Here is a 23,646-nt window from a genome sequence, read left to right as displayed (position 1 = left end):
TTCATCTTAACTCATTTTATTAACTTCTCTAATTGCTTCTTTATATGCACGACGCTTACTTCCATTGACCATTGGTATGATCAAGAACATGTCTATGAATAGCCAAATGATTGTTGGTATTCCTGCTGTCCACCATGCTGTGAGAGCTGTTAGAATCAGCAACATAATTCCTGTAAACCATCGTCCGAGATAGAATCTGTGAACTCCGAAGTATCCTAGGAAGAACCACAGTAAGTATGCAAGTAGCATACTTTTTTTATTATTTTCTACGTACGATTCTACATACATCTTCTCATCGAGAGAAAGGTTTCTCATTATTTCTTCACCTGATCAAAGTTTAACGCAATCTTAAGGAATACTTCAAGTGCTGACTTCATACCTGATTCATCGATGTTAAAGAGTGGGTTGTGATGGGGAATGTCTATTCCTTCCTCAACGTTTCCAACACCTGTTGAGAAATAGCATCCTGGTACTTTTTGTAGATAGTATGCTGCGTCTTCTCCGCCCATTGATGGCGAAATTTCTACGACATTTTCAACAAAGGACTTATCGTTTGACGCAAGGTCAACCACATAGTCTGTCATCTCAATGTCATTTTTCAGAGAAGGATAGCCCCACTGGATATCAAGGTCAATTTGGACACCAAAGCTCTTCTCAATACCTTCACAAATATCCTTAATACGTTCAAATGCAAGTTCACGTATATCTTGCTCGTACGTTCTCACAGTACCTTTAATTTCAGCTTTGTTTGGAATAACGTTAAACGCGACACCTGAGTTAAATGCTGTTAAAGACACAACTGCTGATTCTAACGGACTAATTGAACGTGACACCACCGTTTGAATTTGTGAGATTAAAGACGCGCTCGCAACAATAGGGTCTTTCGCATTTTCTGGTTCTGCACCGTGACCACCATGACCGTTCACTGTAATCGTAAATGAATCTGCGTTTGCGTACATCGTGCTATAGTTCCAGCCAATTTGATTAACTGGTGCGAGTGATGAGATATGTGTTCCAAAGAAGTAATCTACGCCGTCTAATGCGCCGTCTTCAATCATTGATTTTGCTCCACCTGGTAATAGCTCTTCAGCGTGTTGGTGAATCGCTACAACGTTAACCGGTAGTTTATCTTTATTTTCTACTAAGATCTTTTGAAGCGTAATGAGCATTGCTGTATGAGCGTCGTGTCCGCATGCGTGCATCACACCAGGATTCTTAGATTTGAACGGAACATCCGTCTCTTCTTTGATTGGTAGAGCATCAAAGTCCGCACGGAATGCGATTGTTGGATAGTCGTCGTTTACTTGTAAACGTGTCACAAGTCCGTTACCACCAACATCTCTTCTAATCTCTAAACCAAGATCTTTTAATTCGTCATAAATATATTGTTTTGTGTTCTCTTCTTGGAAAGAAAGTTCAGGATACATATGAAGGTGTCTACGCATTCTAAGCGTATCTTCAAAATGTTCATCTATCACTTTTTTAATATCCATATTATTCGTGCTCCTTATTTAAGTATTCAAGTGCTACACCGAGCATGACTGCAACCCCATTTTTCAACCCGTGCTCATCGATATCAAAGTGAGAGGTATGGTGGGCGTAATCTGTGTTAAGTGCTGTATTTTTTGTACCTGTGTAGAAGAATGCACCGGGTACTTTTTGTAAGTAGTAGGCAAAGTCTTCTCCACCAAGATCTTTTTCAAGTCGATTTTGTTTTGTAACTGTCGAAACATTGCTCATCACGTCACGGACGAGATCTACCATATCATCATCGTTCACAACAGGTGGATAGCCTTTCATGTAATCGAGTTCGTATCTCACGCCGTGAGACGTCTGAATCGCACGTAGCGAGCGGTTGAGCTCGTTTATCAGTCTCTTCTGCGTGTTATACCCAAACGTGCGTAGCGTCCCGCCAATCGTCACCCTGTCGGGTATTACGTTGTGCTGCGTCCCCGCATTAAAAATTGTAATAGATAAAACAGCATTATCCATTGGAGAAATTTTTCTCGTGATTTTAAATTGTAAATCTTGACATAGTTCAATCCCAGCAGCAACGGGGTCAATTGTGGTCTGAGGCTTAGCCGCATGCCCGCCTTCACCAATTAAAGTAATCGTGAAGTCATCTGGCATCCCTGTCGCAACTCCATACTTATAGCCCATTTCACCAACTTGAACACTGCTCGATACGTGCATTCCAAAAATCGCATCCACATTATCAAGGCATCCATCGTTGATCATCTGAATCGCGCCACCTGGGTCTACTTCTTCCGCATGTTGGAAGATAAAAACAACGTTACCATTTAGTGCATCTTTATTTTCAGATAGTATCTTTGCCACTGTGAGTAGAACTGCCGTATGAGCATCGTGTCCACATGCGTGCATCACACCTGGCACTTGAGATTTATACGGAACTTTCTTCTCATCTTGGATTGGCAGTGCATCAAAATCAGCACGAAGCGCGACAGTTTGTTTGTTTTCATCTGTAATGAGTCTTCCAACGACACCGTTAAGACCGACACCAGTCTCGACTTCAATACCAAGGTTTGTGAGATACTCTGCAATGTATTTTGGCGTTTCCACTTCTTTGAATGAAAGCTCTGGATGCATGTGGAAATGACGTCTCAGTCTGACTGTTTCTTTAAAGTTGTCTCGAGAGAGTTTGACTAAGTCTAAGTCCATGAGACAACGTCTTCTAACTCGATGATTTTCATGAACATCTGAAGTGCAGAGTTCATGGCATCTTCGTCTAAATCAAAGTTTTCATGATGATGAGCGAACGTTGAATTTTTATCTTCGTTACCAGAACCCGTGTAGAAGAATGCGCCTGGTCTTTCTTGAACGTAAACAGAGAAGTCTTCACCGATCATTGATGGCGTTGCTTCAACGAACTCTAATCCAAGATCTTTTGCAGCTTGTTCCACAACTTTTGCTTCCTCTTCGTGGTTCACGACCGCAGGATAACCTTCGATATAAGTGAGCGTGCCCACTGCACCGCGTTTTTTTGCAGTGTATTCTACTTCAAGTTCAAAAATTTCTTTAATTTTTTGTTTAACCGCTGGTTCAAACGTACGCACCGTACCTTCAAATTCTACGACATCTGGCATTACGTTAAACGTGCTTCCGCCACTTACTTTACCGATTGTGACAACCGCGTTATCAATCGGGCTAATCTGTCTCGCAACAGCCGTCTGCAAGTTCATAATCATTTCAGCAGCAATAACAATCGCATCGATATTGTTCGCCGGATGCGCTGCGTGGCCACCTTTACCCTTAATTTTTACTAAGAATGTATCTGGAGATGAAATCAAAGCACCACTACGTGTACGAATTTCATTTGTCTTAAATTGACTCCAGTAGTGTTGGCCGTAAACTTTATCTACGTCGTCTAAAATTCCGTCCTCCACCATGAATTTTGCGCCCCCTGGAGCGCGCTCTTCACCGAACTGGAAGATAAACGATACTGAACCCTTAAGTTTATCTTGTACCTTGCTGACTACGTCGACTAAAGCGAGTAGAGTAGACGTGTGTCCATCGTGACCGCATGCGTGCATCGCACCTTCTTTTTGCGATTTATAAGGCACGTCTTTCTGATCGACGATTGGCAGAGCGTCAAAATCTGCACGGAAAGCGATGTGCGGATGACCTTCACCAAAAGTAGCGAATAATCCTTTACCACCAACTACGTCGTTCTTACCGACGTTCTCTCGGATTTTTAAGCCATCATATTGTTTTAATTTCTTTAAAATAAATTCATAAGTTTTCACTTCTTCAAACGACACTTCTGGATTCATATGCATGTAGCGTCTAGTTTCAACCATTGTGTCTTGTTGTTTACTTGCAATATCTTTAATTGACATCGTTATTCCTCCAAACTTGCATTTGTTTAATTCTATCAAACTATTCAATTATTCGGAAGACGAACGATTTTAAATTGAGAGAAAATTACAAATATAAACGTTTGATTGTTTTTGTTTAATGGAATCGATGACTTTTGCTAAAATAGAAGTAACATTATAAGGAGGGCATTTTTCATGTCTCAAATTTTAAAAGATTATTTAAACACACAACTCACAGAGTTAAAGGATAATGGGTTATATAACGAAATTGATGTTGTCGAAGGGGAGAATGGTCCGGTCATTTCAATCGATGGTCAAGAACTCATCAACCTTTCATCAAATAACTACTTAGGTTTAGCGACTGATGAAGACCTAAAACAAGCTGCGAAAGAAGCAGTAGACTCTCACGGAGTAGGTGCGGGAGCAGTGCGTACAATCAATGGTACTTTAGATCTACACAAAGAGTTAGAAGATACTCTTGCTGAATTTAAAGGCACTGAAGCAGTGATTGCGTTCACTTCTGGCTTCAACGCAAACCAAGGTGCGATTCCAGCGATCATGAAAAAAGGAGATGCGATTCTTTCTGACGAATTAAACCATGCATCTATCATTGATGGCTGTCGTTTATCTGGTGCAAAAATTATCCGTGTAAACCACTCAGACATGGATGACTTAAGAAAGAAAGCGAAAGAAGCGACGGAGTCTGGTGAATACAACAAAGTAATGTTTATTACAGACGGTGTATTCTCAATGGATGGAGACGTAGCGTTACTTCCTGAAATCGTGGAAATCGCAAAAGAATTTGACCTCATTACTTATGTCGATGACGCGCACGGATCAGGCGTTATGGGTAAAGGTGCAGGTACAGTTAAACACTTCGGTTTAGAAAAAGAAGTCGATATGCAAATGGGGACTCTTTCTAAAGCAATCGGTGTTGTTGGTGGATATGTTGCAGGTTCACAAGAATTAATTGACTACCTAAAAGTTGCGGGTCGTCCATTCTTATTCTCAACAGCACTTACTCCAGCAGATACAAAAGCAATCACTGAAGCGGTGAGAAAGATTATGGCATCTACTGAACTACACGACAAATTATGGGAAAATGGTGACTACCTAAAAGCAGGTCTGAAAAATCTTGGATTTGATATTGGCCACTCTGAAACACCAATTACACCAGTAATCATTGGTGAAGAGAAACTGACTCAAGAGTTCTCTAAGAGACTTAAAGAAGAAGGCGTATACGCGAAATCAATCGTATTCCCAACAGTACCAAGGGGAACTGGACGCGTACGTAACATGCCGACAGCAGCACATACAAAAGAAATGCTCGATGATGCATTAAAAATCTATGAAAAAGTTGGAAAAGAGCTCGGTATCATTTAGGAGGATATAAGCATTATGAAAAGAATTTTAATTACTGGAGCCCTTGGTCAAATTGGGACCGAGTTAACCGTAAAATTACGTGAAATCTACGGAGAGGAGAATGTGCTCCCTACAGACTTAAGAATTCCTGAATGGGGTAAGATGAAAGACACGCCATTTGAAATACTAGATGTGACTGATAGTGAAGCGGTTATGGAGATGACGAAAAAATTCAAACCAGACACGATCATTCACTTAGCTGCACTGCTCAGTGCCGTGGCTGAAAGAACGCCTAAGCGTGCGTGGGACATCAACATGGGCGGTTTAATGAACACACTTGAAGCTGCTCGTGAAGTAGGTGCACAGTACTTTACCCCGAGTTCAATTGGTTCGTTTGGTCCGTCAACACCAAAAGATAATACACCACAAGAAACAATTCAACGTCCGTCAACAATGTACGGCGTGAATAAGGTCGCAGGAGAACTTCTACTCGATTATTATTACGAACGTTTCGGCGTTGATACGCGCTCAGTCAGATTCCCTGGGTTAATTTCTTATGAACAAGAACCAGGTGGCGGTACAACAGACTACGCGTGCGAGATATATTTTGAGGCTGTGAAGAACGGCACTTATACGAGCTTTATAGATAAAGGTACGTACATGGATATGATGTACATTGACGATGCAATCAACTGTATCATTGATTTACTTCAAGCAGATCCTGAGAAACTCTCTGTGCGTAATGCATTCAACGTGAGTGCAATGAGCATCGATCCAGAGATGGTTGCAGAATCTATTAAAAAGCATATTCCAGAATTTGAACTTAAATATGACGTAGATCCAATGCGTCAAGCAATTGCAGAATCATGGCCAAATAGTTTAGACTGTGATGAAGCGAAAGAACAATGGAACTTTAAATGCGAGTACGATTTAGATAAGATGACTGAAAAGATGCTTTCTGGTATTCGTGAGAAGATGAATACAGCAAAATAAAGTAGGGGTATAAATGAAGAAAGTAATCATATATGACAAGGATGGTACGCTACTCGACTATCATAAAATTTGGCAGCCTTATGCCCATAAATGTATCAATGATTTTGTTGATGAATTTAACTTAGACAAAGATGTAGACGATATAGGAGAGACGCTTGGTCTGAAAGAGGGAGAGATCATGCCGAACTCTGTAATCGCATCGGGTACGGGTGATGATATTCACCGTGCATTTGAAAGTCTTCATGAAGGTGGAGGCAAATGGGCGAAGGCGTATTATGAAGAGAACCTGGATATGTTAGTGGAGAATATGGCGCTCATTGAAGGCGCGGTAGAGGCACTGAAGACTGGCCAGGAACTTGGCTACAAAAATATGATACTGACTTCAGATTCCAGACAAAGTACACTAAATTTCATAAAGAAATTTGAGCTAGAATACTATATTAGCGAGATTGTGTGTGGAGATGACACACCTTACAGCAAGCCGGATATTCGGGTGTTGGACGCTCAAGTAGAAGCGGGTCTTAATCTTAAAGAAGTAGTGATGGTTGGAGACAACAGTGCAGACACGCTTCTTGGGAAAGAAGAAGGCGTGACGACAATCGGTGTATTGTCTGGTACGTGTGAGAATATTCACCTTGTAGGCGCAGATTTAATTGTAGATAGTGTGAAGGATCTTTTTGTAGATGGGAAGTTTATTTTAGATGAGGCATGAGGACTACATGCGAGAAGCCTTGAAAGAGGCGGAACAGGCACGTCTTAAAGATGAAGTCCCAATCGGCGCAGTAGTAGTGAAAGACGGAGAAATCATTGCGCGGGCGCACAACTTGAGAGAGACGACGCAGCAGCCGACGGCACACGCGGAACTCTTAGCAATTGAAGCAGCATGCAGGGCGGTTGGCAGTTTCCGGTTAGAAGACTGCACACTGTACGTCACGCTTGAGCCGTGCGTCATGTGCAGTGGTGCAATTGTAATGAGCCGTGTGCCACTGGTGGTGTATGGTGCGCCGGATCCTAAGGGTGGTACAGTCGATAGTCTCATGCATTTGTTGGATACGACGGAATTCAATCATAGAGCAGAAGTTGTATCTGGTGTGTTGGAAGAAGAATCCAGCCAGATACTTAAAGACTTCTTTAGAGAATTAAGACAGAAGAAAAAGCACGAAAAAAAAGAACGCACTTCCAACTGAGGAAGTGCGTTCTTTGCGTGCGAGACAGGGATTCGCTGAATAAATCCTCTAAATGAAGTTTAATCTTTGAATGACGGAGTCATTCTACGACTAAACCACTACAATTCAAGATTAGTGGTTGAATCAGTGATTTATTTGAACACTCATAGATATTAGAGGTCGAAATAAAAATGATATCTGCCCTTATTTCTCAGAAATTCAATTTATCGTTCATATACAAAGCTGATACGGCTGATAATTTCCAGAAATTCAATTTATCGTTCATATACAAAGCTGATACGGCCGATAATTTCCAGAAATTCAATTTATCGTTCATATACAAAGCTGATACGGCCGATAATTTCCAGAAATCATATTTATCGTTCATATACAAAGCTGATACGGCCGATAATTTTCAGAAATCATATTTATCGTTCATATGTCAAGAAGATACGACTGATATTTCCCAGTTCCCATAATTATCGTCCATATCTCTCCACAAAAGATAAAAACACGCAATCCAACGAGAGTTCTACTCTCATCAAATTGCGTGTCATATATTATTTCGTGTATTTTAATCTACTGAATGCGTCGTGTTGGTGGATACTTTCTTCGTTGCGGCATTCTACTTCAAAGCCTTTAACCCAATCTAGGTCTGCAAGGTCATACGCAACAAGTCGAATGAGGTCTTCTACGAAACGTGGGTTTTCGTACGCACGTTCAGTGACCATTTTTTCATCTGTACGTTTTAAAATCGGATATAACTGACTTGATGCGTTAATTTCTAACGCGTTATATACGACTTCCTTGTAGTCTTCCGGAAGTTCTTTTGTGTCATCAATGTCGAGTAATACTTTGATGTACCCGCGCTGATTGTGCGCCGAATACTCACTGATTTCTTTAGAACATGGGCAAAGTGTTGTAATCATGCCTGTCATACCAAATTGTTTTTTAGTGAGTGTTTCACCATCAAATTCTGCATGGTATTTCACTTCAGCGTTCGCCACAGCATGTAAGTTCGTGCCTGGTGAATATTTACTGAAGAACCAAGTGCCTGTTGCTGTAAGTTCAGAAGTGTTTTGGTCCATGTTTTTTTGAAGTACGTTCAGTACTTTTTCAATCGTGTCAAAATCTAATGAAATCCCTTTGTGGTTTTCTGTTTCAAGAGATTCTAAGATGCGGCTCATGTTAATACCTTTTTCGTCGCGCTCTAAACTCGTCGCAAGTTCAAATGTACCAACTGATTGATAATCTCCAATTACAACTGGATATTTTAAGTTGTTAATTCCAACTGAATCTACACTAAATAGGAAATCCTTTTTCGTGTTTTGAAGATCTACCATATCTTCTTTATTTTTAGGTTTTGTACCTTTAATCGGTTCTACCGAACCAAAGTGTCTATATCGTTCTTCGCGATTAGAAAAATCTATTCCTGTCATATTATTTGTTCCCCTTATTATTAATCCAATCTTCTATATCATAAAGGTAAAAGTTCTCTTTTTCAAACCAACGTTCACGCGCAAGTTCGCCAATTTGTGTATCTTTGCTCAAATCAATCAATAATTGAGCCGTTTGCGACGCGTGTGCAGAGAGGACTTTCATCTTACGATCTGTGTAATCTCGAACTTCTGTTTGAATTTGTGGCTCGCCTAAATCTTCGTACGTACGCTTATCAAATGCAACAAGCGTCAGCGTTGGACGATCTTCCGGAGCAAGTTCAGCCACTGCATCTAACACTGCTTCTGCAGTTGCCTCGTGGTCAGGATGCACACAATATCCAGGATAAAAAGAAATGAGTCTCGTCGGTTTTAACTCATGCAGTAATTCGAGCACATCTCCTTTAATTTTTCCTTTTTCTTCGAATTCCAGGGTTTTATCTCTATAACCGTAGAATTTAAGTTCGGAAAGATTCATTAATCGGCCAGCTTCTTCTTGTTCCGCTTTACGGATTTTCCATAAATCTTCTCTCGTTGACGGAGGGTTACCGATATTTCGTCCCATATCTCCGTACGTCAAGCATGCGTAGGTTACCGGCACGCCCATATCTCTATATTTCATGATTGTTGCACTCACACCAAACGCTTCGTCGTCTGGGTGAGGAAACACAACAAGTACATGTGCTTCTTCTTTTAAAGTCATTATAAAACTCCTACTTTTTAAATTCTTTTCTTGAAATTTCGAGTGCTGCCGCGAGTTTACCAGAGTGATCGATACCGTGTAAAATAAACTCATCGTTCTCATTAACAGTGTAGTGGGATAGACCAGTCACGTAAACCCAACCACCGTTGTCGAGCTTTAAACCGACGCGATGTTCAAAATTATTGCCACCTTTAAGTGTACCCTCTGTATACGTAATAGGTATATTCCTTAGGAAAGTACCTGCATTAAAAACTTCATCGTTGTTATGGCTTGCGTATACGCCATTTGTCACCTCAACATGAATATATACAGGTTCGTTTTTATATTCGTCCAAAAGTGATTGGACTTTTTTCTCATCAAGTGGTTTTAGTTTCATAATAATCCCCAATCTATATTTAAAAAGAGATAGAAGGTTCTATCTCTTTTTTAAAACTCTATAAAGTTTCAGCTTCTACTTTGATTTCTTCAACTGTGTTGTAAGCGCCGTGAGTGACTACTCCTACATGATCGTTCATTTTCCAACCATGTTTAATTGCGCTAGTGACGAATGCTTTTGCGTCACGTACCGCTTCAAGCGGTGATTTACCGTTTGCTAAGTTAGCAGTGACACTTGCTGCGAATGTACAGCCAGCACCGTGGTTATATGAAGCATCTATCTTGTCTGCAGATAATAACGTGAATGTTTCACCGTCATAGAATACGTCGATGGCTTTATCTCCAACGATACCTGTACCACCTTTAACAACGACGTATTTCGCACCTTTGTCGTGGATGATCTTTGCAGTTTCTTTGATTTCATCTAGTGTAGATGGTGTTTTAACCTCTGCAAGTTGACCTGCTTCAAATAGGTTTGGCGTTACAACCGTTGCGTTTGGAATCAAGTCCTTTTGCATTGCTACCACGAGACCTGGGTTTAATACCTCATCGTCGCCTTTACACACCATTACTGGATCGACGACAAAGAATTTTGCGTTGCTATTTAAAAATGCATCTTTCGAAACAGCGATGATTTCTTCACTTGGAAGCATGCCTGTTTTGATTGCATCTGGGTTTAAAGATAGAGCAGTTTCAACTTGTTCTTTCACGACTTCAAGCGGTACTTGTGAAACGCGGTGTGACCATGTTTCAGGCTCCATTGAAACGATAGAAGTGAGCGCACAATACCCATACGTTCCATGTTGTTCAAATGCTTTTAAGTCGGCAGCGTACCCCGCGCCACCAGAACAGTCTGTTCCTGCAATTGTTAAAGTCTTCTTTAATGCCATGTTTAATGCCCCTTAAGTATTAAAATAATATCTATATTTTACTATTAAATCATACAACATTCTACCTTCATGCTCACTTTAAAAATGTTATACTATCTATACGAGTAGGGGTGGTCCTGTGGAATGGCAAGATGTGTTTATAGAGATAAAAAACACGCACGATTTTACGGAGTTAAATGAAATTTTAGATGAGAAATATCGTAACGGGCAAGTGTTCCCGAAACGTGAAGAAATATATACAGCATTTGAACTGACACCGTTTGAATCGGTGAAGGCAGTGATTTTAGGGCAAGATCCATATCACAATATCGATCAGGCATATGGTTTAGCGTTTGCGGTCCGTGACGGAGCGAAGTTTCCGCCGTCACTACGAAATATGTATAAAGAATTAGAGAGTGACTTAGGCATTACGCGGACGAGTGGATCTTTATCGGACTGGGCGAACGAAGGTGTACTGCTCTTGAACACAGTGTTAACTGTAGATGCGCACCAGGCGAACTCGCATAGAGGGATTGGCTGGGAAGTGTTCACGGATGCGGTGATTGAAGCGGTGTCGAAGTATCGCGAGGACGTTGTGTTTATCTTGTGGGGGAAAACAGCGCAGTCGAAAACGAAGTTAATAGATGAGAGTAAGCATAAGATTATTAAGTCGGTTCACCCGAGTCCACTGTCGGCGTATCGCGGTTTTTTTGGATCGAAGCCGTTTAGTGAGACGAATGAATTCTTAAAATCCGTAGGTAAGACGGAGATAGACTGGAGTGAAAAAGATGCGTAAACGCGTGTTGAATGAGATTCGTGAAGAATTAGATAAGTTTGAGAAATCGAATGACGACAAGCACTTGTATGCGGTGGAGCGTCTAGTTGCTGTGTTAAAGGAAGATGAAAACACGGAAACGATTGAGAGACCGAAGGAACGTAAAATTCCAGAACGCAAGAATTTAGACGGGCTGATGCTCGCAGAAGAAAAGACAAATTCAACATCTATTTTTGATTTTTAAAGGAGTAAATTATGAAAGTATTGATTATTGTTGGCGCAATTAACGCGCTGTTAAGCGTTGTATGTGGTGCATTTGGCGCACACGGATTAGAAGGAAAACTATCAGAACACTATTTAGAAGTTTGGGAAACAGCATGTCGCTACCAGATGTATCATGGATTAGGAATCATTTTACTTGGCGTGTTAAAACAAGTGACGGGCATTCAGTTATTTGGAACAGCAGGTTGGGTGATGCTCATCGGTATTATTTTATTTAGCGGAAGCCTGTTTGTACTGGCAACAAGTGGAATTAAAATATTAGGTGCAATCACACCGATCGGCGGTGTATTCTTCATCGCGTCATGGGTGATGGTCATTGTCGCAGCACTTAAAATTCAAGGATAGAAAGATAAAGTCACGCTACTATAAAGAGTGGGGTGGCTTTTTTGTTTGGTGAGATTGTTTGGCGTTGGTCGCACAAACTCATTTTGAGCGACAGACTCGGAGGTTTTTGATGAACTGTGTCGCATAAATAAAAAAAGACTAGCGCGAGCTAGTCTTCAAATTTTTGTAATCCAATTGGTTCTTTGATAGAGAATGAGTAGAACTCATTTGTTAGTGCATGTCCTTCTGGAACATCAGATTTTGCAACTGTTCCTAAATAAATATTTTCATTTTTCTCATGGTGTTCAAAGCTTCTGATTGCGAAGTTAACCGTGTTTTTATCATTATCATCAACAGCCATTATAAGTTCGTTTTTATTGTTTAGTTCGTATGTACCAGAATATTCTTCTCCATAACGAATGACTTTCATTTTACCGTTCTTTTCAAATTTAAAAACAAAATTTTTAGAAGGATTTTCTGGTAAATCAGAATACTCAACAGTAGGGTTAGGCGTGAACACTGAGAAAGACTCGCCCTCTAGTTCATTAGTTTCGTTAGAGCAAGCAGCGAGTGGAATGATAAAAACAAGAAAAAGAAGTGCGGATTTGAGAAACTGTTTCATTGGATGTCCTCCGTATATGATTATATATTAACTATATTGTAAGCGTTTTTTTTCTGGGAGGCAAGCATTATCTGAAAAAGTTTACGTGGCAAACTCTTGATATTTCTCCGTACTTTGGCACGTAAAATTTTCACAATAAAAAAAGACTAGCGCGAGCTAGTCTTCAACTAATCTAAAATCCATATTTCGATTCTTCTTCTATTCTAATCTGTTCGTGTGCTTTCGCAATCGTCAGCGTCTGTTCTGTTAAATTCTCTAATCGCACAATGATATCGTCCTCTACGATTTCACCTCTACTAAATGCTTTTTCTGTGATAAACACAGTCGACTGTACGACGTGTGCTTTCATATAGTTCAGTATCGGTTTTAACGTCATTTCTGCAATTAAGAAGTGCTTTTCTGATCCTGCTGTCGACACAATTCCAACGGTCTTATCCAGTAATGCATTCACTGGAAGTAGGTCGAACAGGTTTTTCAAAACGGCTGGAATCGATGCTTGGAATATCGGGAATCCAATATAAATCACGTCCGCGTTCATCACGGCAGTCGTTACTTCTAAAGTGTCTCCCGTCCATTCTAAATAGTTTCGACCATCAGCAAATTCCATCTTTTTATCTATAAAATCTATAAATGTAATGTCATGTTCTGAGTGTTTTTCTTCTAACGTTTTATGAATATAACTCATCGCTGTTTTCGTTTTCGTGCCGACGTTTGACGCGGCAAGTACTAATACGTTCATTATTTACCTCCTAGATGCTTTGTAACTTCTGGGATGACTTTTGCACCCATGATGTCCACGACTTTCATCAGTTTCTCGTATGGCACGCCACCGAAGTCGATCTGTCCCATGAATCGTTGGTGATCGTACAATTCATGTTGATAGAGAATCTTCTCTATAATTTCATTCGCGCTACCCACCATCAGTGCTTCACGATAATCTGGTGCTTGTGCAAATTGTCCTTTCGGATACCCTTGCCCGCGGATAAAACTCATGCCGACATTTAAGTGAGGGTACATACCAGCTAACGCTTCTTGCGTCGTATCTGCAGCAAAAAGCAATGAACTAGTCGCAACAGGTAATGTTTCTTTAGATGTATCAAAGCCGTGTTCACGTGCTGTTTCTCGGTAAATATCAATTGAATATTTGAACGACGCCGCAGGTCCGCCGAGTGTTGTGATATTCATCGGCACACCTTGACGTCCCGCTTTGATGGCGCTCGCTGGTGGTCCACCAACCGCACGCCAAATTGGAAGTTGGTCATCAATCGGTTGCGGAAGAATTTCTATATTATTAAGTGCTGCACGGTATTTACCGTCCCACGTAATATTATTGCTTTTGTTTAGCTCTAATAATAACTCAAACTTCTCTTCATATAATTCTTCATAGTCACGCACGTCATATCCGAGTAACTCAAATAAACCAACGCGTGACGCACGCCCACCGATGATTTCAGCACGACCGCCACTGATCAGGTCAATCGTCGCAAAGTCTTCATAGAGTCGTACCGGGTCCGTCGTTGATACAATCGATGAAGAGCTCGACACTTTTATTTTATTCGTTGCTTGAGCAATCGCTCCGAGCACCACTGTATGTGCTTGAGTCGTAAAGAATTCTTGGTGGGACTCACCAACCGCAAACACATCAAAGTCCGCTTGTTCCGCATACTTCGCAAGTTCAATGATCTCTTTAATACGCTGTTCCTGAGAAATTCTCTTTCCATCTAATGGGTTTATAATATGATCTCCGAGGGAGTAGAGTCCAAACTCAAGTGGTTTATTTTTATTGATGTCCATTTTTGCCAATGGTTTCACGTCCTTAAATCATTGATTTATATTTCAAAACAATATTATCACGAATTAGAGATATTTTATACACATATGCGTTCGCAAAAAAACCTCTCCGAGTTTAATATTCACTCGAGAGAGGCCTTTTTTATCGACGTTTTTTTCCGTTTTCATACGGATTTTTTGAAGTGTTTTTATTCATAACCTTATCTACCACTTTACCAATCACGATTGGTGCGATAAACACAAGTGCACGTTTAATTAATTTATTCATAAAATTCGTCCTCCCAATTCCTGTGTACTGTTATAATACACAGTTTTGGAAATTACGAAACATAAAAAGACTCAGTTATTTGAAAAAAGTATCTAACTTGTCGTTAGGTAAGTGCACACCAACGTAGAAGTCGCCGAACACACCGTAACGTGCAGATGTCTCATCGAATCTCATTTCATAGATGATTTTCTTGAATTCTAACATGTCGTCAGAAAGGAGAGTTACTCCCCATTCGTACTTATCTAATCCTTGTGAACCTGTGATATATTGTTTAATTTTACCCGCATATGAACGGCCAATCATACCGTGGTCACGCATTAATTTTTGACGGTCTGTCATTGGTAGCATGTACCAGTTATCGTCGCCATCACGCTTTTTATCCATCGGATAAAAACAGATGTACTTAGACTTAGGTAGATCTGGATATAGTCTTGATTTCACATATGGATTCTCGTACGGATCTTCATTAGAATCTTTCGCAAGGTATGAAGACATTTCTACTACTGATACGTATGAATAAGATGGAATTAAGAATTCAGAGATCTGTAGCTTGTTGAATTCTAACTCAAGCGCATTTAGCTCATCTACAGTTGGTCTAAGCAACCATAATAATAAATCTGCTTTTTGACCTGTGATGTTGTAGAATGCATAGCTACCATTCTTCGCGTCTTGTACAGCTTGTTGTTTATTTAAGAATGTTTCAAGTTCAGAAATCAGTGCGTCTTGTTCAGACTCATCTAATACACGAATAGCTGACCAATCCACGTTATATAGAAGGTGTAGACTCCACCAACCATCTAAAGTACTAACTGCCTCACTCATTAAAACCCCTCCATTTTTTCAATTAATTTCATTGTAGCGAAATAAATTTTGAACTTAAACCCGTTATTGTGAAAAATTGTGACGAATTAAGTATAATATAAAAAGTACGAAATTTTGAGGAGTAGCTATGAACGAACAGACTTGGCATTTTTTACCGATAGAATACACGTCACATCCATTTGAATCATTTGCTTACGATGATCTCTTAATGCATATGGTATCAGAGGACCATGTCACGAAAGCAAGAACGTGGGTGCATGATGATTTTGTGATTCTCGGTTTACAAGATATGCGCTTACCCAATTTAGAATCTGGCATTAAGTTTTTAGAAGATAGTGGCATGAATTACATCGTTCGTAACAGCGGTGGACTCGGTGTTGTTTTAGACAAAGATGTCTTAAATCTTTCTATTATTGTACATAAAGATAAAGCCCCGACAATCGAAGTGGGCTATGAGCTCATGTTCAATTTAATGCAAGAAATTTTACCAGAAGTCACAGTCGATGCATATGAAATTGTTGGTAGCTATTGCCCGGGTAATTTCGATTTGTCTATCGACGGCAAAAAATTTGCAGGCATCTCACAGCGCAGAATTCGTGATGGTGTTTCTGTCCAAATCTATTTAGCCGTTTCAGGGAGCGGTGCAGATCGCGCGCGAATTATGCAAGAGTTTTATAAACACTCTGAAGCAGAGCGTTCAGCAAAGTTTGTGTATCCAAGTATAGAACCAAATGTTATGGCGAGCTTAAGAGAACTCATTGGAAAGCCACTCACAGTCGAAATCGTAGAAGGCCGTATCAAAGACGCGTTAACGAAACATTATGGCACGATGCATATGTTACCGCCGTTTAGTTCAGACAACGAAGATTACACAAAATTTTTACACAATATGAAAAAGCGCAATGCACGTTTTGACATATAGAATAACGAAGGGAGTTTTTGCATGAGTGTCAGCAAAGTGCGCTCGAGAATTTTTACTTTAGAATTTATTATTGTTTTTGTTTTTCATTTTATCTTGATGTTTAGTATGTACACGACGCTCGTATCTATCAGTGGTGTGTCTATGGAGAAATACGGAATTGGACCATCACTCGCAGGATTTGTAGCGAGTGTATTTATTTTGGGAATTTTGATAGGGCGCGCAGTGAGCGGTAACTTTATTAATAAAATTGGAATTAAAAACGTCGTGTGGGGCGGAGTCGCGATGTTCTTCCTGACGTACGCACTTTACTTTTTAGACTTTGGTCTTACATTTTTAATTATCGTACGTCTATTAAACGGTTTTGCGACTGGATATATCAGTACCGCACTGAACACGTTAGCGACAATTATTTTACCAGAAGATAGAAGAGGGGAAGGGATCAGCTACTTCAGCTTGAGTCTCGTACTTGCTTCTTCAATTGGACCATTTATGAGCTTCACAATCTTCAAAGATATGCCATTCAATCAGATGTTACTCATCGTTTTTATAATCATGGCAGTGACAACAGTGTCATTCCTTTTCGTGAAGACCAATAACAGTTATAGTAAAGATAGAGAAGTAACATTTAAATTATTAGATAAAAAAGCCGCAGTGATGTCGCCAGGAATTCTGATTCTTGGTTTCACACAGTCGACGATTTTCGCCTTTATTGGAACGTATACATTAATTAATGGATACTATTTAGCAGCATCTCTGTACTTCATTGTATATTCAATCGCAACGATGTTAACACGCCCAATTACAGGACGTATTCTAGACAATAGAGGTCCAGTTGGGCTCATCATCGCAACAATTATTTTCAACGCGATTGGTTACTACATCTTAGGGGGCGCGGTGAATGACTGGATGGTCTTAATCAGTGCTGCGGTGATTGGTCTCGGTATGGGAAACTACCAAAGTATCGCGCAAGCGACATGTGTGTCATTAGGTGATAAGGACAATATCGGTCTTTCAACATCAACGTTCTTCATCAGCTTAGAGACAGGACTTGGATTTGGTCCATTAATTTTAGGCGCGGTGGCAGCATACGTTGGATATGGTTCGATGTATCAATTAATGGTCATTCCAATTGCGGTTGCTTTAATTCATTTTATTTTCTTTGTAAAACCAAAATTAACACGTCCTGTATAGGAGGGACGCTATGATTCCATATAAAAATCAAAAATTAAAAGATGAGAAAGTGTTCAAGGATCCCGTTCATAGTTACGCCCATGTCACGGACCAAGTGATTTGGGATCTTATTAAGACGCGTGAGTTTCAGAGGCTCAGACGTATCAGACAACTCGGTACGTTATACATGGCCTTTCATTCAGCAGAACATTCGAGATTTAACCACTCGCTTGGTGTTTATGAAATTGTGCGCATCATGATTCGTAACTTTAGAAAGTATGACGTGTGGGATGACGATGACAGAGTGCTCGCGTTATCTGCAGCACTCCTTCATGACCTTGGCCATGGCCCGTTCTCACATAGTTTTGAAAAAATCTTTAACACAGATCATGAAGACTACACGAGAAAAATCATCTTAGGAGACACGGAAGTAAACAAAGTGTTGAGACGCGTATCAGACACATTTCCTGAAGAAGTCGCAAGTGTCATCGACCATACGCATCCAAACAAACTCATCGTGAGTATGATTTCAAGTCAAATTGACGCGGATCGTATGGACTATCTTCAGAGAGATGCATATTTCACAGGAGTCGAGTACGGAAAGTTTGATATAGATAGACTGCTTCGTGTGATGATTCCAACACAAGATGAAATTCTAATCAAAGAAACGGGGATGCATGCGGTCGAAGATTATTTGATGAGTCGATATCAGATGTATTGGCAAGTCTATTTCCATCCTGTATCTCGCGGTGGTGAAGTGCTGCTCACGTTGATTTTTCGACGCGCAAAGGAGTTGTATAAGGCGGGTTACACGTTCTTACAAGAACCAAAATATTTAAAGCCATTTTTTGATGAGAACGTGACAGTCGAAGATTATCTGAAACTCGACGAAATGGTCGTGAACTTTTATCTCCAAGAGTGGATGTATGAAAGTGACGATGTACTTTCTGAGTTAGCCGACCGATTTGTGAATCGTGAACTCTTTAAATACATTCCGTTTGATGGCTCATTTATTACGATGAGTGAGTTAGAAGCGCTGTTTACTGAAGCGGGTCTTGATCCGAAGTATAATCTGTTCTCGGATAGCTATTCCGATATGCCGTACGATTATGATCGTCCAGGCAGCAAAGATACGAGACGACCGATCCATCTACTTAAGAAAAATGGTGACGTGAGAGAGATCAGTTCACAGTCTATCATCATTAATTCGATTACAGGAATTCATAGATACGACTCAAAGTTGTACTTTCCTAAGGAAAAGGTCAATAATATAGAGGACGAGAATTTAAAAGCGCGTATTTTAAATTTGCTTGATGAATTGTCATAGGAGGAGATTTTGTTGTCAGATAAAAAACCAGGATTCCAATTTAACATTATTAAAAATGATCCGCTAGATGGGCACCGTGGTGTAAATATTGGAGCAATATCTTTAGAGAACGTAGCCCCTGTGTATATTGATTTAGACACATATGAAGTGTGGATTGATATGGGTGGCTTACACGCACGTGCAGAAGTAGAAAAGCGTGTGAAATGGGTGACAGATAAGACTGAAGCAGAAGGCGAAGGTCAAAAGGAGTACTTTCTCGTTTGGGTAGCAGTTGAACGACTGGAACAAGGGCCAGCATACAGTGGCGTGACAGCATGCTATGAGATGGTGAACAAAGAAAAGCGCCGTGGATATAAGATGATGCACGAGCACGTAAATTCACTTGACCATGCTCTAAAAGGACGCATCGATTTAAGTATTTTAGACGAGAAAGCAAAGTCTGCATTAAAAGAATTTCTTATGAATCACAACAGTGAAATGTGGACAAATTCTAAAGAATTACACAAAGTGCTTTAAAATCGTGTGGTTTTCTAAATAACCATTTGATATATGAGTGAAATAAAGATACAATAAAATATAGTTATATAGTATAACTAAGACACTAAAGGTGGAGCACATGCTCTGCCTTTTTTAGTACCTTTTTATGCTATAATATACAAATCATGGTGGTGAGAAAAACGTATAAATTAACACAAGTTGTGAGAGCGAAAAGTGAAACAAAACGCTTTGAACAGATGCTTGATGCCATAGTTCAAAGTAAGAATGGCAGTACGTATTATCAGTACACTGAACAGCTCGACGCGCACACATTAAAATGCGTATTGAAAGTTCAGGACGATATTGTCAGGATTCAAAGACGCGGAGTCATTAATATGAACTTTATATTTATGGAAGGTGCACGTACAGATACGTTTTATGAATCACTGGCAGGCAGACACCACTTTTTTGTACACACAAATAAAATCGAAATAACAAATGACGATATAGAGATCGATTACGATTTATATGAAGGCGACGAAAAACTTGGTAACTACACGTACACTTTAAAGAAAGAGGATTAGCGTATGGATATTAAACAACAACTACAAGACGCTTTAAAAGAAGCAGTTTCAAGTACTCAAGATATTGAAACAATTCCGGATATAAAAATTGAAATCCCTAAAGATAAAAACAATGGAGACTTCTCAACAAACCTTGCGATGGTGTTAACAAAACTCGCACGTAAAAATCCAAGAGTCATCGCAGAAGAACTTGTTGGTGCACTAGACAAAGATGCACTCAGCATTGAATCTGTAGATATCGCGGGTCCTGGGTTTATCAACTTTAAAATGAAGAGTGCATCACTTACAAACATTATCGACCGTGTGTTAGATGAAAAAGAAAACTACGGTCGCATGGTTCGTGATGACAAAGAGTCGATTCTAATCGAGTTTGTTTCAGCGAACCCAACAGGAGCACTCCATATCGGTCACGCAAGAAACGCAGCAGTCGGTGAGACACTCGCAAATATCTTAGATTTCGCTGGTTATGACGTAAGTCGTGAGTACTATATAAACGATGCGGGTAACCAAATCAACAACTTAGCGTACTCAATCGATGCAAGATTTTTCCAAGCGCTCGGTGAAGACGTGTCTCTTCCTGATGACGGCTATCACGGAAAAGACATTGAAAAAATCGGTAAAGAGTTAGCTCTAAAGCATCCCGAATACAAAGATTTAGATGATGAGTTACGTATCAAGAAATTCCGTGAACTCGGTGTTGAGTACGAGATGAGAAACTTAAAACAAGACTTATCAGACTTTGGTGTACATTTCGATAACTGGTTCAGTGAAATGTCACTCTATGAGAAAAAAGAAGTAGAAGCAGCATTAGAAGCAATCAAAGAAAACGGCTATACGTATGAAAAGGACGGTGCGTTATGGTTACGTACGACAGACTTTAAGGATGACAAAGACCGCGTGCTCATTAAGTCAGACGGTTCTTATACATACTTAATGCCGGACATTGCGTATCACTACGACAAACTACAACGTGGTTTCGATACCCTCATCAACTTATTTGGTGCGGATCACCACGGGTACATCAACCGACTAAAAGGGGCGATTGGTGCGTTAGGTCAAAATCCAGATCGTTTAGAAATTGAAATCATGCAGATGGTGCGTTTAATTGAAGATGGTAAAGAAGTGAAGATGAGTAAACGTACGGGTAATGCGGTAACGCTCCGTGACCTCATGGACTTAATTGGTGTAGACGCAGCGCGTTACTTCTTAGCGATGAGAAGTGCAGACACGCCGTTTGATTTTGACTTAAGCTTAGCGAAATCTGAAAGAAGCGAAAATCCTGTGTACTATGTTCAATATGCACACGCTCGTATTTGTTCGATTCTGCGTCAAGCAAAAGAACAAGGATTTGAACTGGACACAACTAAAGATCACACCATCATCGAGCATCCACAAGCGTTAGAATTACTGAAAAAAATCGGTAGCTTCCCTGAAATCGTTCAAAATGCAGCGAAAAATCGTGCAAACCAAAGAATTACAAACTACGTTCAAGAACTCGCAAGTGAGTTCCATAAATTCTATAACCAAGAAAAAGTACTTGGTGAAAATGAAAACAAAACATATGCCTACTTAGCTATGATTGAAGCTACGCGTCAAACCATTGAGAATGCCTTACGACTCGTTGGTGTATCAGCGCCAGAAAAAATGTAAGACAAAGCCAAGCGTGCTGTATGAGTACGCTTGGCTTTTTACATATCCACATTATAACTGTAATTAAGAGGTGAATTTATGAAGCGTATTTATTTAATCATAATGATGGTCGCGACACTTACACTCGTCGCATGTCAAAACGAATCAGGCAGTGAGATGAAAATCATTTCTTTAATGCCGTCTAACACGGAGATTATTTCAGAGATTGGACTCTTAGAAGCACTTGTTATGGTGACAGTCTCAGACGATTATCCAGAAGCTGTAAAATCAGATAAAATATCAAAAATCGATACATTTAACTTTGATGCTGAAAAGCTAATTGCAGAAAATCCAACGCATATTGTATCTCACGAGAGCGTCAATCGAGGGATTGAATCTGAAATAGAACGCGTCAAGAAAGCGACCGGTGCGAAAGTACTTGTTGTAAAAGATGCGACGAGTATTGAAGATGTCTTTAGTGATATTGAATCGATTGGTAACTTCTTAGGTAAATCTAGAGAGGCAAATAATCTTGTTGAACGACTAGATAATAAATATACAGAGCTAAAGTCAAGTATCCAGCCGAAAGAAAATCAAAGGGCGATCGTTTTTTTATCTCCAACACCGGAAGTATACACGGTTGGTAGAGACACGTTTATTACAAACACTCTGAAAGTAGCAGGGATGGATAACGTGTTTGATGATTTAGAAGGATATCCGGTTGTATCGAATGAATCACTCATTAAACATAAGCCGGACGTTGCCATTAACTTGACAGGAATGAGCGCATCAGATTTCAGAGAAATGCTTGAAAAGACACCGGGACTTGAGAATTTAGAGATTACACAGTTCGAAAATCAATGCACGCCAGACGTAAACACAGTGTCTCGTCCAGGTCCGAGAATCTTAGAAGGCGTGAAATCATTAGCGTCGTGTATTGAATGATGAAGACAAGACACATCGTCACTCTTTTGATTGTCGTTTCAGCACTGTCGATGATTGTTGGTCCAATCAATATTTTTAGTGATTTAAGTAACAACTTTTTTGTGTTGACAGAAATTCGAATTCCAAGAACAATGCTCGCAGCACTTGGAGGTGCCACACTATCTATGGGTGGGGCTGTGTATCAAGTCGTCCTTCAAAATAGAATGGCAGATAGCTTCACGCTCGGTATGGCAAACGGTGCAACGCTCGGTGCGTTTTTCGCGATTTCACTGGGGCTACCGCTTGTTTTTATCTCACTCTTTGGGATAACAACAGGATTACTCACTTTGCTCATTGTCCTCTTCATTGCGAGACGACTGGATCATAAATACACGCCAGCCACACTGATCATCACAGGGATTTTACTCGGGTCTCTCTTTAGTGGACTTCTGTATATATTTATTCTGTTTCAGCCGGACAAGACGAATCATTTGTTGTCGTTCATGTTTGGGTCATTCGGAAACGCGAATATTTACCACTGTTTAATTGTTGGCATATTATTTTTCAGTTCACTGATTTACGCACTGAAAAATGCCCGCCAGCTAGACTTTTTACTTCTCGGGGAGTTGCGTGCACATAGCTTAGGAGTCAATGTACGGAGACTGCGCTTCATGATGCTTATCGCATTAAGCCTTGCACCTCTCGCACTGATTAGTTTTACAGGAATCATTGGACTCGTCGGAATTATCGTGCCGCAAGTCCTTCAATATTTTAAACCAATGAAAACAAGAGAACTTATAAAAAAATCAGCACTATTCGGAAGTATATTTTTAGTGACAGCAGACACACTCGGACGCGTCGTTTTAATGCCGTATACAGTACCAACTGGAATCATCGTCATGCTATCTAGTGTGCCAATTATATTCATATTACTTTATAAACGCATGATAAGAATGACATAATTATATCTGTTAGAATAAAATTAAAGA

Annotated in this window: 28 protein-coding genes; 15 read left to right on the top strand and 13 right to left on the bottom strand. The window is 40.0% G+C overall.

What is annotated here, in order from left to right; genetic code table 11:
• Positions 1 to 6: 6 nt before the first annotated feature.
• From IEU51_RS07440 to IEU51_RS07425, 4 genes are read right to left on the bottom strand one after another with little or no spacing between them, the layout of a single operon-like run.
• Complete coding sequence (locus IEU51_RS07440; RefSeq protein WP_186084426.1) at positions 7 to 315, bottom strand: TM2 domain-containing protein; 309 nt, start codon at positions 313 to 315, stop codon at positions 7 to 9.
• On the bottom strand, positions 315 to 1,493 hold the full coding sequence (locus tag IEU51_RS07435; RefSeq protein WP_186084428.1) for a M20 metallopeptidase family protein: 1,179 nt from the start codon (positions 1,491 to 1,493) through the stop codon (positions 315 to 317). Before IEU51_RS07435 ends, IEU51_RS07440 begins: the two co-directional genes overlap by 1 nt.
• Position 1,494: 1 nt before the next feature.
• Positions 1,495 to 2,679, bottom strand: a complete 1,185-nt coding sequence (locus IEU51_RS07430; protein WP_186084430.1) for a M20 metallopeptidase family protein — start codon at positions 2,677 to 2,679, stop codon at positions 1,495 to 1,497.
• Positions 2,670 to 3,857 carry a M20 metallopeptidase family protein gene (locus IEU51_RS07425; RefSeq protein WP_186084432.1) on the bottom strand — a complete coding sequence of 396 codons (1,188 nt, stop codon included), beginning with the start codon at positions 3,855 to 3,857 and terminating at the stop codon, positions 2,670 to 2,672. The genes IEU51_RS07430 and IEU51_RS07425 overlap by 10 nt, the downstream gene beginning before the upstream one ends.
• Before the next feature lie 174 nt (positions 3,858 to 4,031).
• On the opposite strand from IEU51_RS07425, the gene IEU51_RS07420 reads away from it, so the two are divergent.
• From IEU51_RS07420 to tadA, 4 genes are read left to right on the top strand one after another with little or no spacing between them, the layout of a single operon-like run.
• On the top strand, positions 4,032 to 5,219 hold the full coding sequence (locus tag IEU51_RS07420) for a glycine C-acetyltransferase (protein WP_186084434.1): 1,188 nt from the start codon (positions 4,032 to 4,034) through the stop codon (positions 5,217 to 5,219).
• Between the two features lie 15 nt (positions 5,220 to 5,234).
• Positions 5,235 to 6,191 carry an NAD-dependent epimerase/dehydratase family protein gene (locus IEU51_RS07415; protein ID WP_186084436.1) on the top strand — a complete coding sequence of 319 codons (957 nt, stop codon included), beginning with the start codon at positions 5,235 to 5,237 and terminating at the stop codon, positions 6,189 to 6,191.
• Positions 6,192 to 6,204: 13 nt separating this feature from the next.
• Positions 6,205 to 6,903, top strand: coding sequence for an HAD family hydrolase (locus IEU51_RS07410; RefSeq protein WP_186084438.1), 699 nt, complete (start codon positions 6,205 to 6,207; stop codon positions 6,901 to 6,903).
• The gene (tadA, locus tag IEU51_RS07405) at positions 6,893 to 7,378 is read left to right on the top strand and encodes a tRNA adenosine(34) deaminase TadA (protein WP_186084440.1); all 486 of its coding nucleotides are present in this window, start codon (positions 6,893 to 6,895) and stop codon (positions 7,376 to 7,378) included. Before IEU51_RS07410 ends, tadA begins: the two co-directional genes overlap by 11 nt.
• A 539-nt stretch (positions 7,379 to 7,917) precedes the next feature.
• Here the strand turns inward: tadA and folE2 are convergent.
• From folE2 to thiD, 4 genes are read right to left on the bottom strand one after another with little or no spacing between them, the layout of a single operon-like run.
• Positions 7,918 to 8,796 (bottom strand): GTP cyclohydrolase FolE2, encoded by an 879-nt coding sequence (gene folE2, locus IEU51_RS07400; protein WP_186084442.1) that lies wholly within the window; start codon positions 8,794 to 8,796, stop codon positions 7,918 to 7,920.
• A 1-nt stretch (position 8,797) separates the two neighbouring features.
• On the bottom strand, positions 8,798 to 9,496 hold the full coding sequence (gene bshB2 / locus IEU51_RS07395; RefSeq protein ID WP_186084444.1) for a bacillithiol biosynthesis deacetylase BshB2: 699 nt from the start codon (positions 9,494 to 9,496) through the stop codon (positions 8,798 to 8,800).
• 10 nt (positions 9,497 to 9,506) lie between these two features.
• Positions 9,507 to 9,872, bottom strand: a complete 366-nt coding sequence (locus IEU51_RS07390; protein ID WP_186084446.1) for a DUF1806 family protein — start codon at positions 9,870 to 9,872, stop codon at positions 9,507 to 9,509.
• Between the two features lie 58 nt (positions 9,873 to 9,930).
• Entirely contained in the window at positions 9,931 to 10,761 is an 831-nt protein-coding gene (gene thiD / locus IEU51_RS07385; protein ID WP_188349296.1) for a bifunctional hydroxymethylpyrimidine kinase/phosphomethylpyrimidine kinase, read from the bottom strand.
• A gap of 118 nt (positions 10,762 to 10,879) precedes the next feature.
• On the opposite strand from thiD, the gene IEU51_RS07380 reads away from it, so the two are divergent.
• From IEU51_RS07380 to IEU51_RS07370, 3 genes are read left to right on the top strand one after another with little or no spacing between them, the layout of a single operon-like run.
• A complete protein-coding gene (locus tag IEU51_RS07380) occupies positions 10,880 to 11,536 on the top strand; it encodes a uracil-DNA glycosylase (RefSeq protein ID WP_186084450.1) in 657 nt (218 codons plus the stop codon).
• Positions 11,520 to 11,759, top strand: coding sequence for a hypothetical protein (locus tag IEU51_RS07375; protein WP_186084452.1), 240 nt, complete (start codon positions 11,520 to 11,522; stop codon positions 11,757 to 11,759). Before IEU51_RS07380 ends, IEU51_RS07375 begins: the two co-directional genes overlap by 17 nt.
• Positions 11,760 to 11,770: 11 nt before the next feature.
• Positions 11,771 to 12,142, top strand: a complete 372-nt coding sequence (locus tag IEU51_RS07370; protein ID WP_186084454.1) for a DUF423 domain-containing protein — start codon at positions 11,771 to 11,773, stop codon at positions 12,140 to 12,142.
• Positions 12,143 to 12,290: 148 nt separating this feature from the next.
• Here IEU51_RS07370 and IEU51_RS07365 read toward each other — a convergent pair whose 3' ends face one another.
• From IEU51_RS07365 to hemQ, 5 genes are all read right to left on the bottom strand, one after another.
• Complete coding sequence (locus IEU51_RS07365; protein ID WP_186084456.1) at positions 12,291 to 12,743, bottom strand: hypothetical protein; 453 nt, start codon at positions 12,741 to 12,743, stop codon at positions 12,291 to 12,293.
• 172 nt (positions 12,744 to 12,915) lie between these two features.
• Positions 12,916 to 13,482, bottom strand: coding sequence for an NADPH-dependent FMN reductase (locus tag IEU51_RS07360; protein WP_186084458.1), 567 nt, complete (start codon positions 13,480 to 13,482; stop codon positions 12,916 to 12,918).
• Positions 13,482 to 14,546 carry an LLM class flavin-dependent oxidoreductase gene (locus IEU51_RS07355; RefSeq protein WP_186084460.1) on the bottom strand — a complete coding sequence of 355 codons (1,065 nt, stop codon included), beginning with the start codon at positions 14,544 to 14,546 and terminating at the stop codon, positions 13,482 to 13,484. Before IEU51_RS07355 ends, IEU51_RS07360 begins: the two co-directional genes overlap by 1 nt.
• Before the next feature lie 130 nt (positions 14,547 to 14,676).
• Entirely contained in the window at positions 14,677 to 14,802 is a 126-nt protein-coding gene (locus tag IEU51_RS09375; protein WP_268234193.1) for a hypothetical protein, read from the bottom strand.
• 75 nt (positions 14,803 to 14,877) lie between these two features.
• Positions 14,878 to 15,624 (bottom strand): hydrogen peroxide-dependent heme synthase, encoded by a 747-nt coding sequence (gene hemQ / locus IEU51_RS07350; RefSeq protein WP_186084462.1) that lies wholly within the window; start codon positions 15,622 to 15,624, stop codon positions 14,878 to 14,880.
• 127 nt (positions 15,625 to 15,751) lie between these two features.
• Between hemQ and IEU51_RS07345 the strand changes: the two genes are divergently transcribed.
• From IEU51_RS07345 to IEU51_RS07310, 8 genes are all read left to right on the top strand, one after another.
• On the top strand, positions 15,752 to 16,546 hold the full coding sequence (locus IEU51_RS07345; protein WP_186084464.1) for a lipoate--protein ligase family protein: 795 nt from the start codon (positions 15,752 to 15,754) through the stop codon (positions 16,544 to 16,546).
• 21 nt (positions 16,547 to 16,567) lie between these two features.
• Positions 16,568 to 17,737, top strand: coding sequence for an MFS transporter (locus IEU51_RS07340; protein ID WP_186084466.1), 1,170 nt, complete (start codon positions 16,568 to 16,570; stop codon positions 17,735 to 17,737).
• A 10-nt stretch (positions 17,738 to 17,747) separates the two neighbouring features.
• Positions 17,748 to 19,043 (top strand): HD domain-containing protein, encoded by a 1,296-nt coding sequence (locus IEU51_RS07335; RefSeq protein WP_186084468.1) that lies wholly within the window; start codon positions 17,748 to 17,750, stop codon positions 19,041 to 19,043.
• Between the two features lie 12 nt (positions 19,044 to 19,055).
• A complete protein-coding gene (locus tag IEU51_RS07330; protein WP_186084470.1) occupies positions 19,056 to 19,559 on the top strand; it encodes a YwhD family protein in 504 nt (167 codons plus the stop codon).
• A 182-nt stretch (positions 19,560 to 19,741) separates the two neighbouring features.
• Positions 19,742 to 20,104 (top strand): DUF1934 domain-containing protein, encoded by a 363-nt coding sequence (locus tag IEU51_RS07325; protein WP_188349295.1) that lies wholly within the window; start codon positions 19,742 to 19,744, stop codon positions 20,102 to 20,104.
• Between the two features lie 3 nt (positions 20,105 to 20,107).
• The gene (gene argS / locus IEU51_RS07320; RefSeq protein WP_186084474.1) at positions 20,108 to 21,754 is read left to right on the top strand and encodes an arginine--tRNA ligase; all 1,647 of its coding nucleotides are present in this window, start codon (positions 20,108 to 20,110) and stop codon (positions 21,752 to 21,754) included.
• A gap of 78 nt (positions 21,755 to 21,832) precedes the next feature.
• Positions 21,833 to 22,678 (top strand): helical backbone metal receptor, encoded by an 846-nt coding sequence (locus IEU51_RS07315; RefSeq protein WP_186084476.1) that lies wholly within the window; start codon positions 21,833 to 21,835, stop codon positions 22,676 to 22,678.
• A complete protein-coding gene (locus tag IEU51_RS07310) occupies positions 22,675 to 23,619 on the top strand; it encodes a FecCD family ABC transporter permease (RefSeq protein WP_186084478.1) in 945 nt (314 codons plus the stop codon). Before IEU51_RS07315 ends, IEU51_RS07310 begins: the two co-directional genes overlap by 4 nt.
• Positions 23,620 to 23,646 lie beyond the last annotated feature (27 nt).

The organism is Phocicoccus schoeneichii, from assembly GCF_014635565.1.
GTDB lineage: Bacteria > Bacillota > Bacilli > Staphylococcales > Salinicoccaceae > Phocicoccus > Phocicoccus schoeneichii.
Note: the sequence above shows the minus strand (reverse complement) of the source record. Positions and strands in the feature narration are given on the sequence as shown.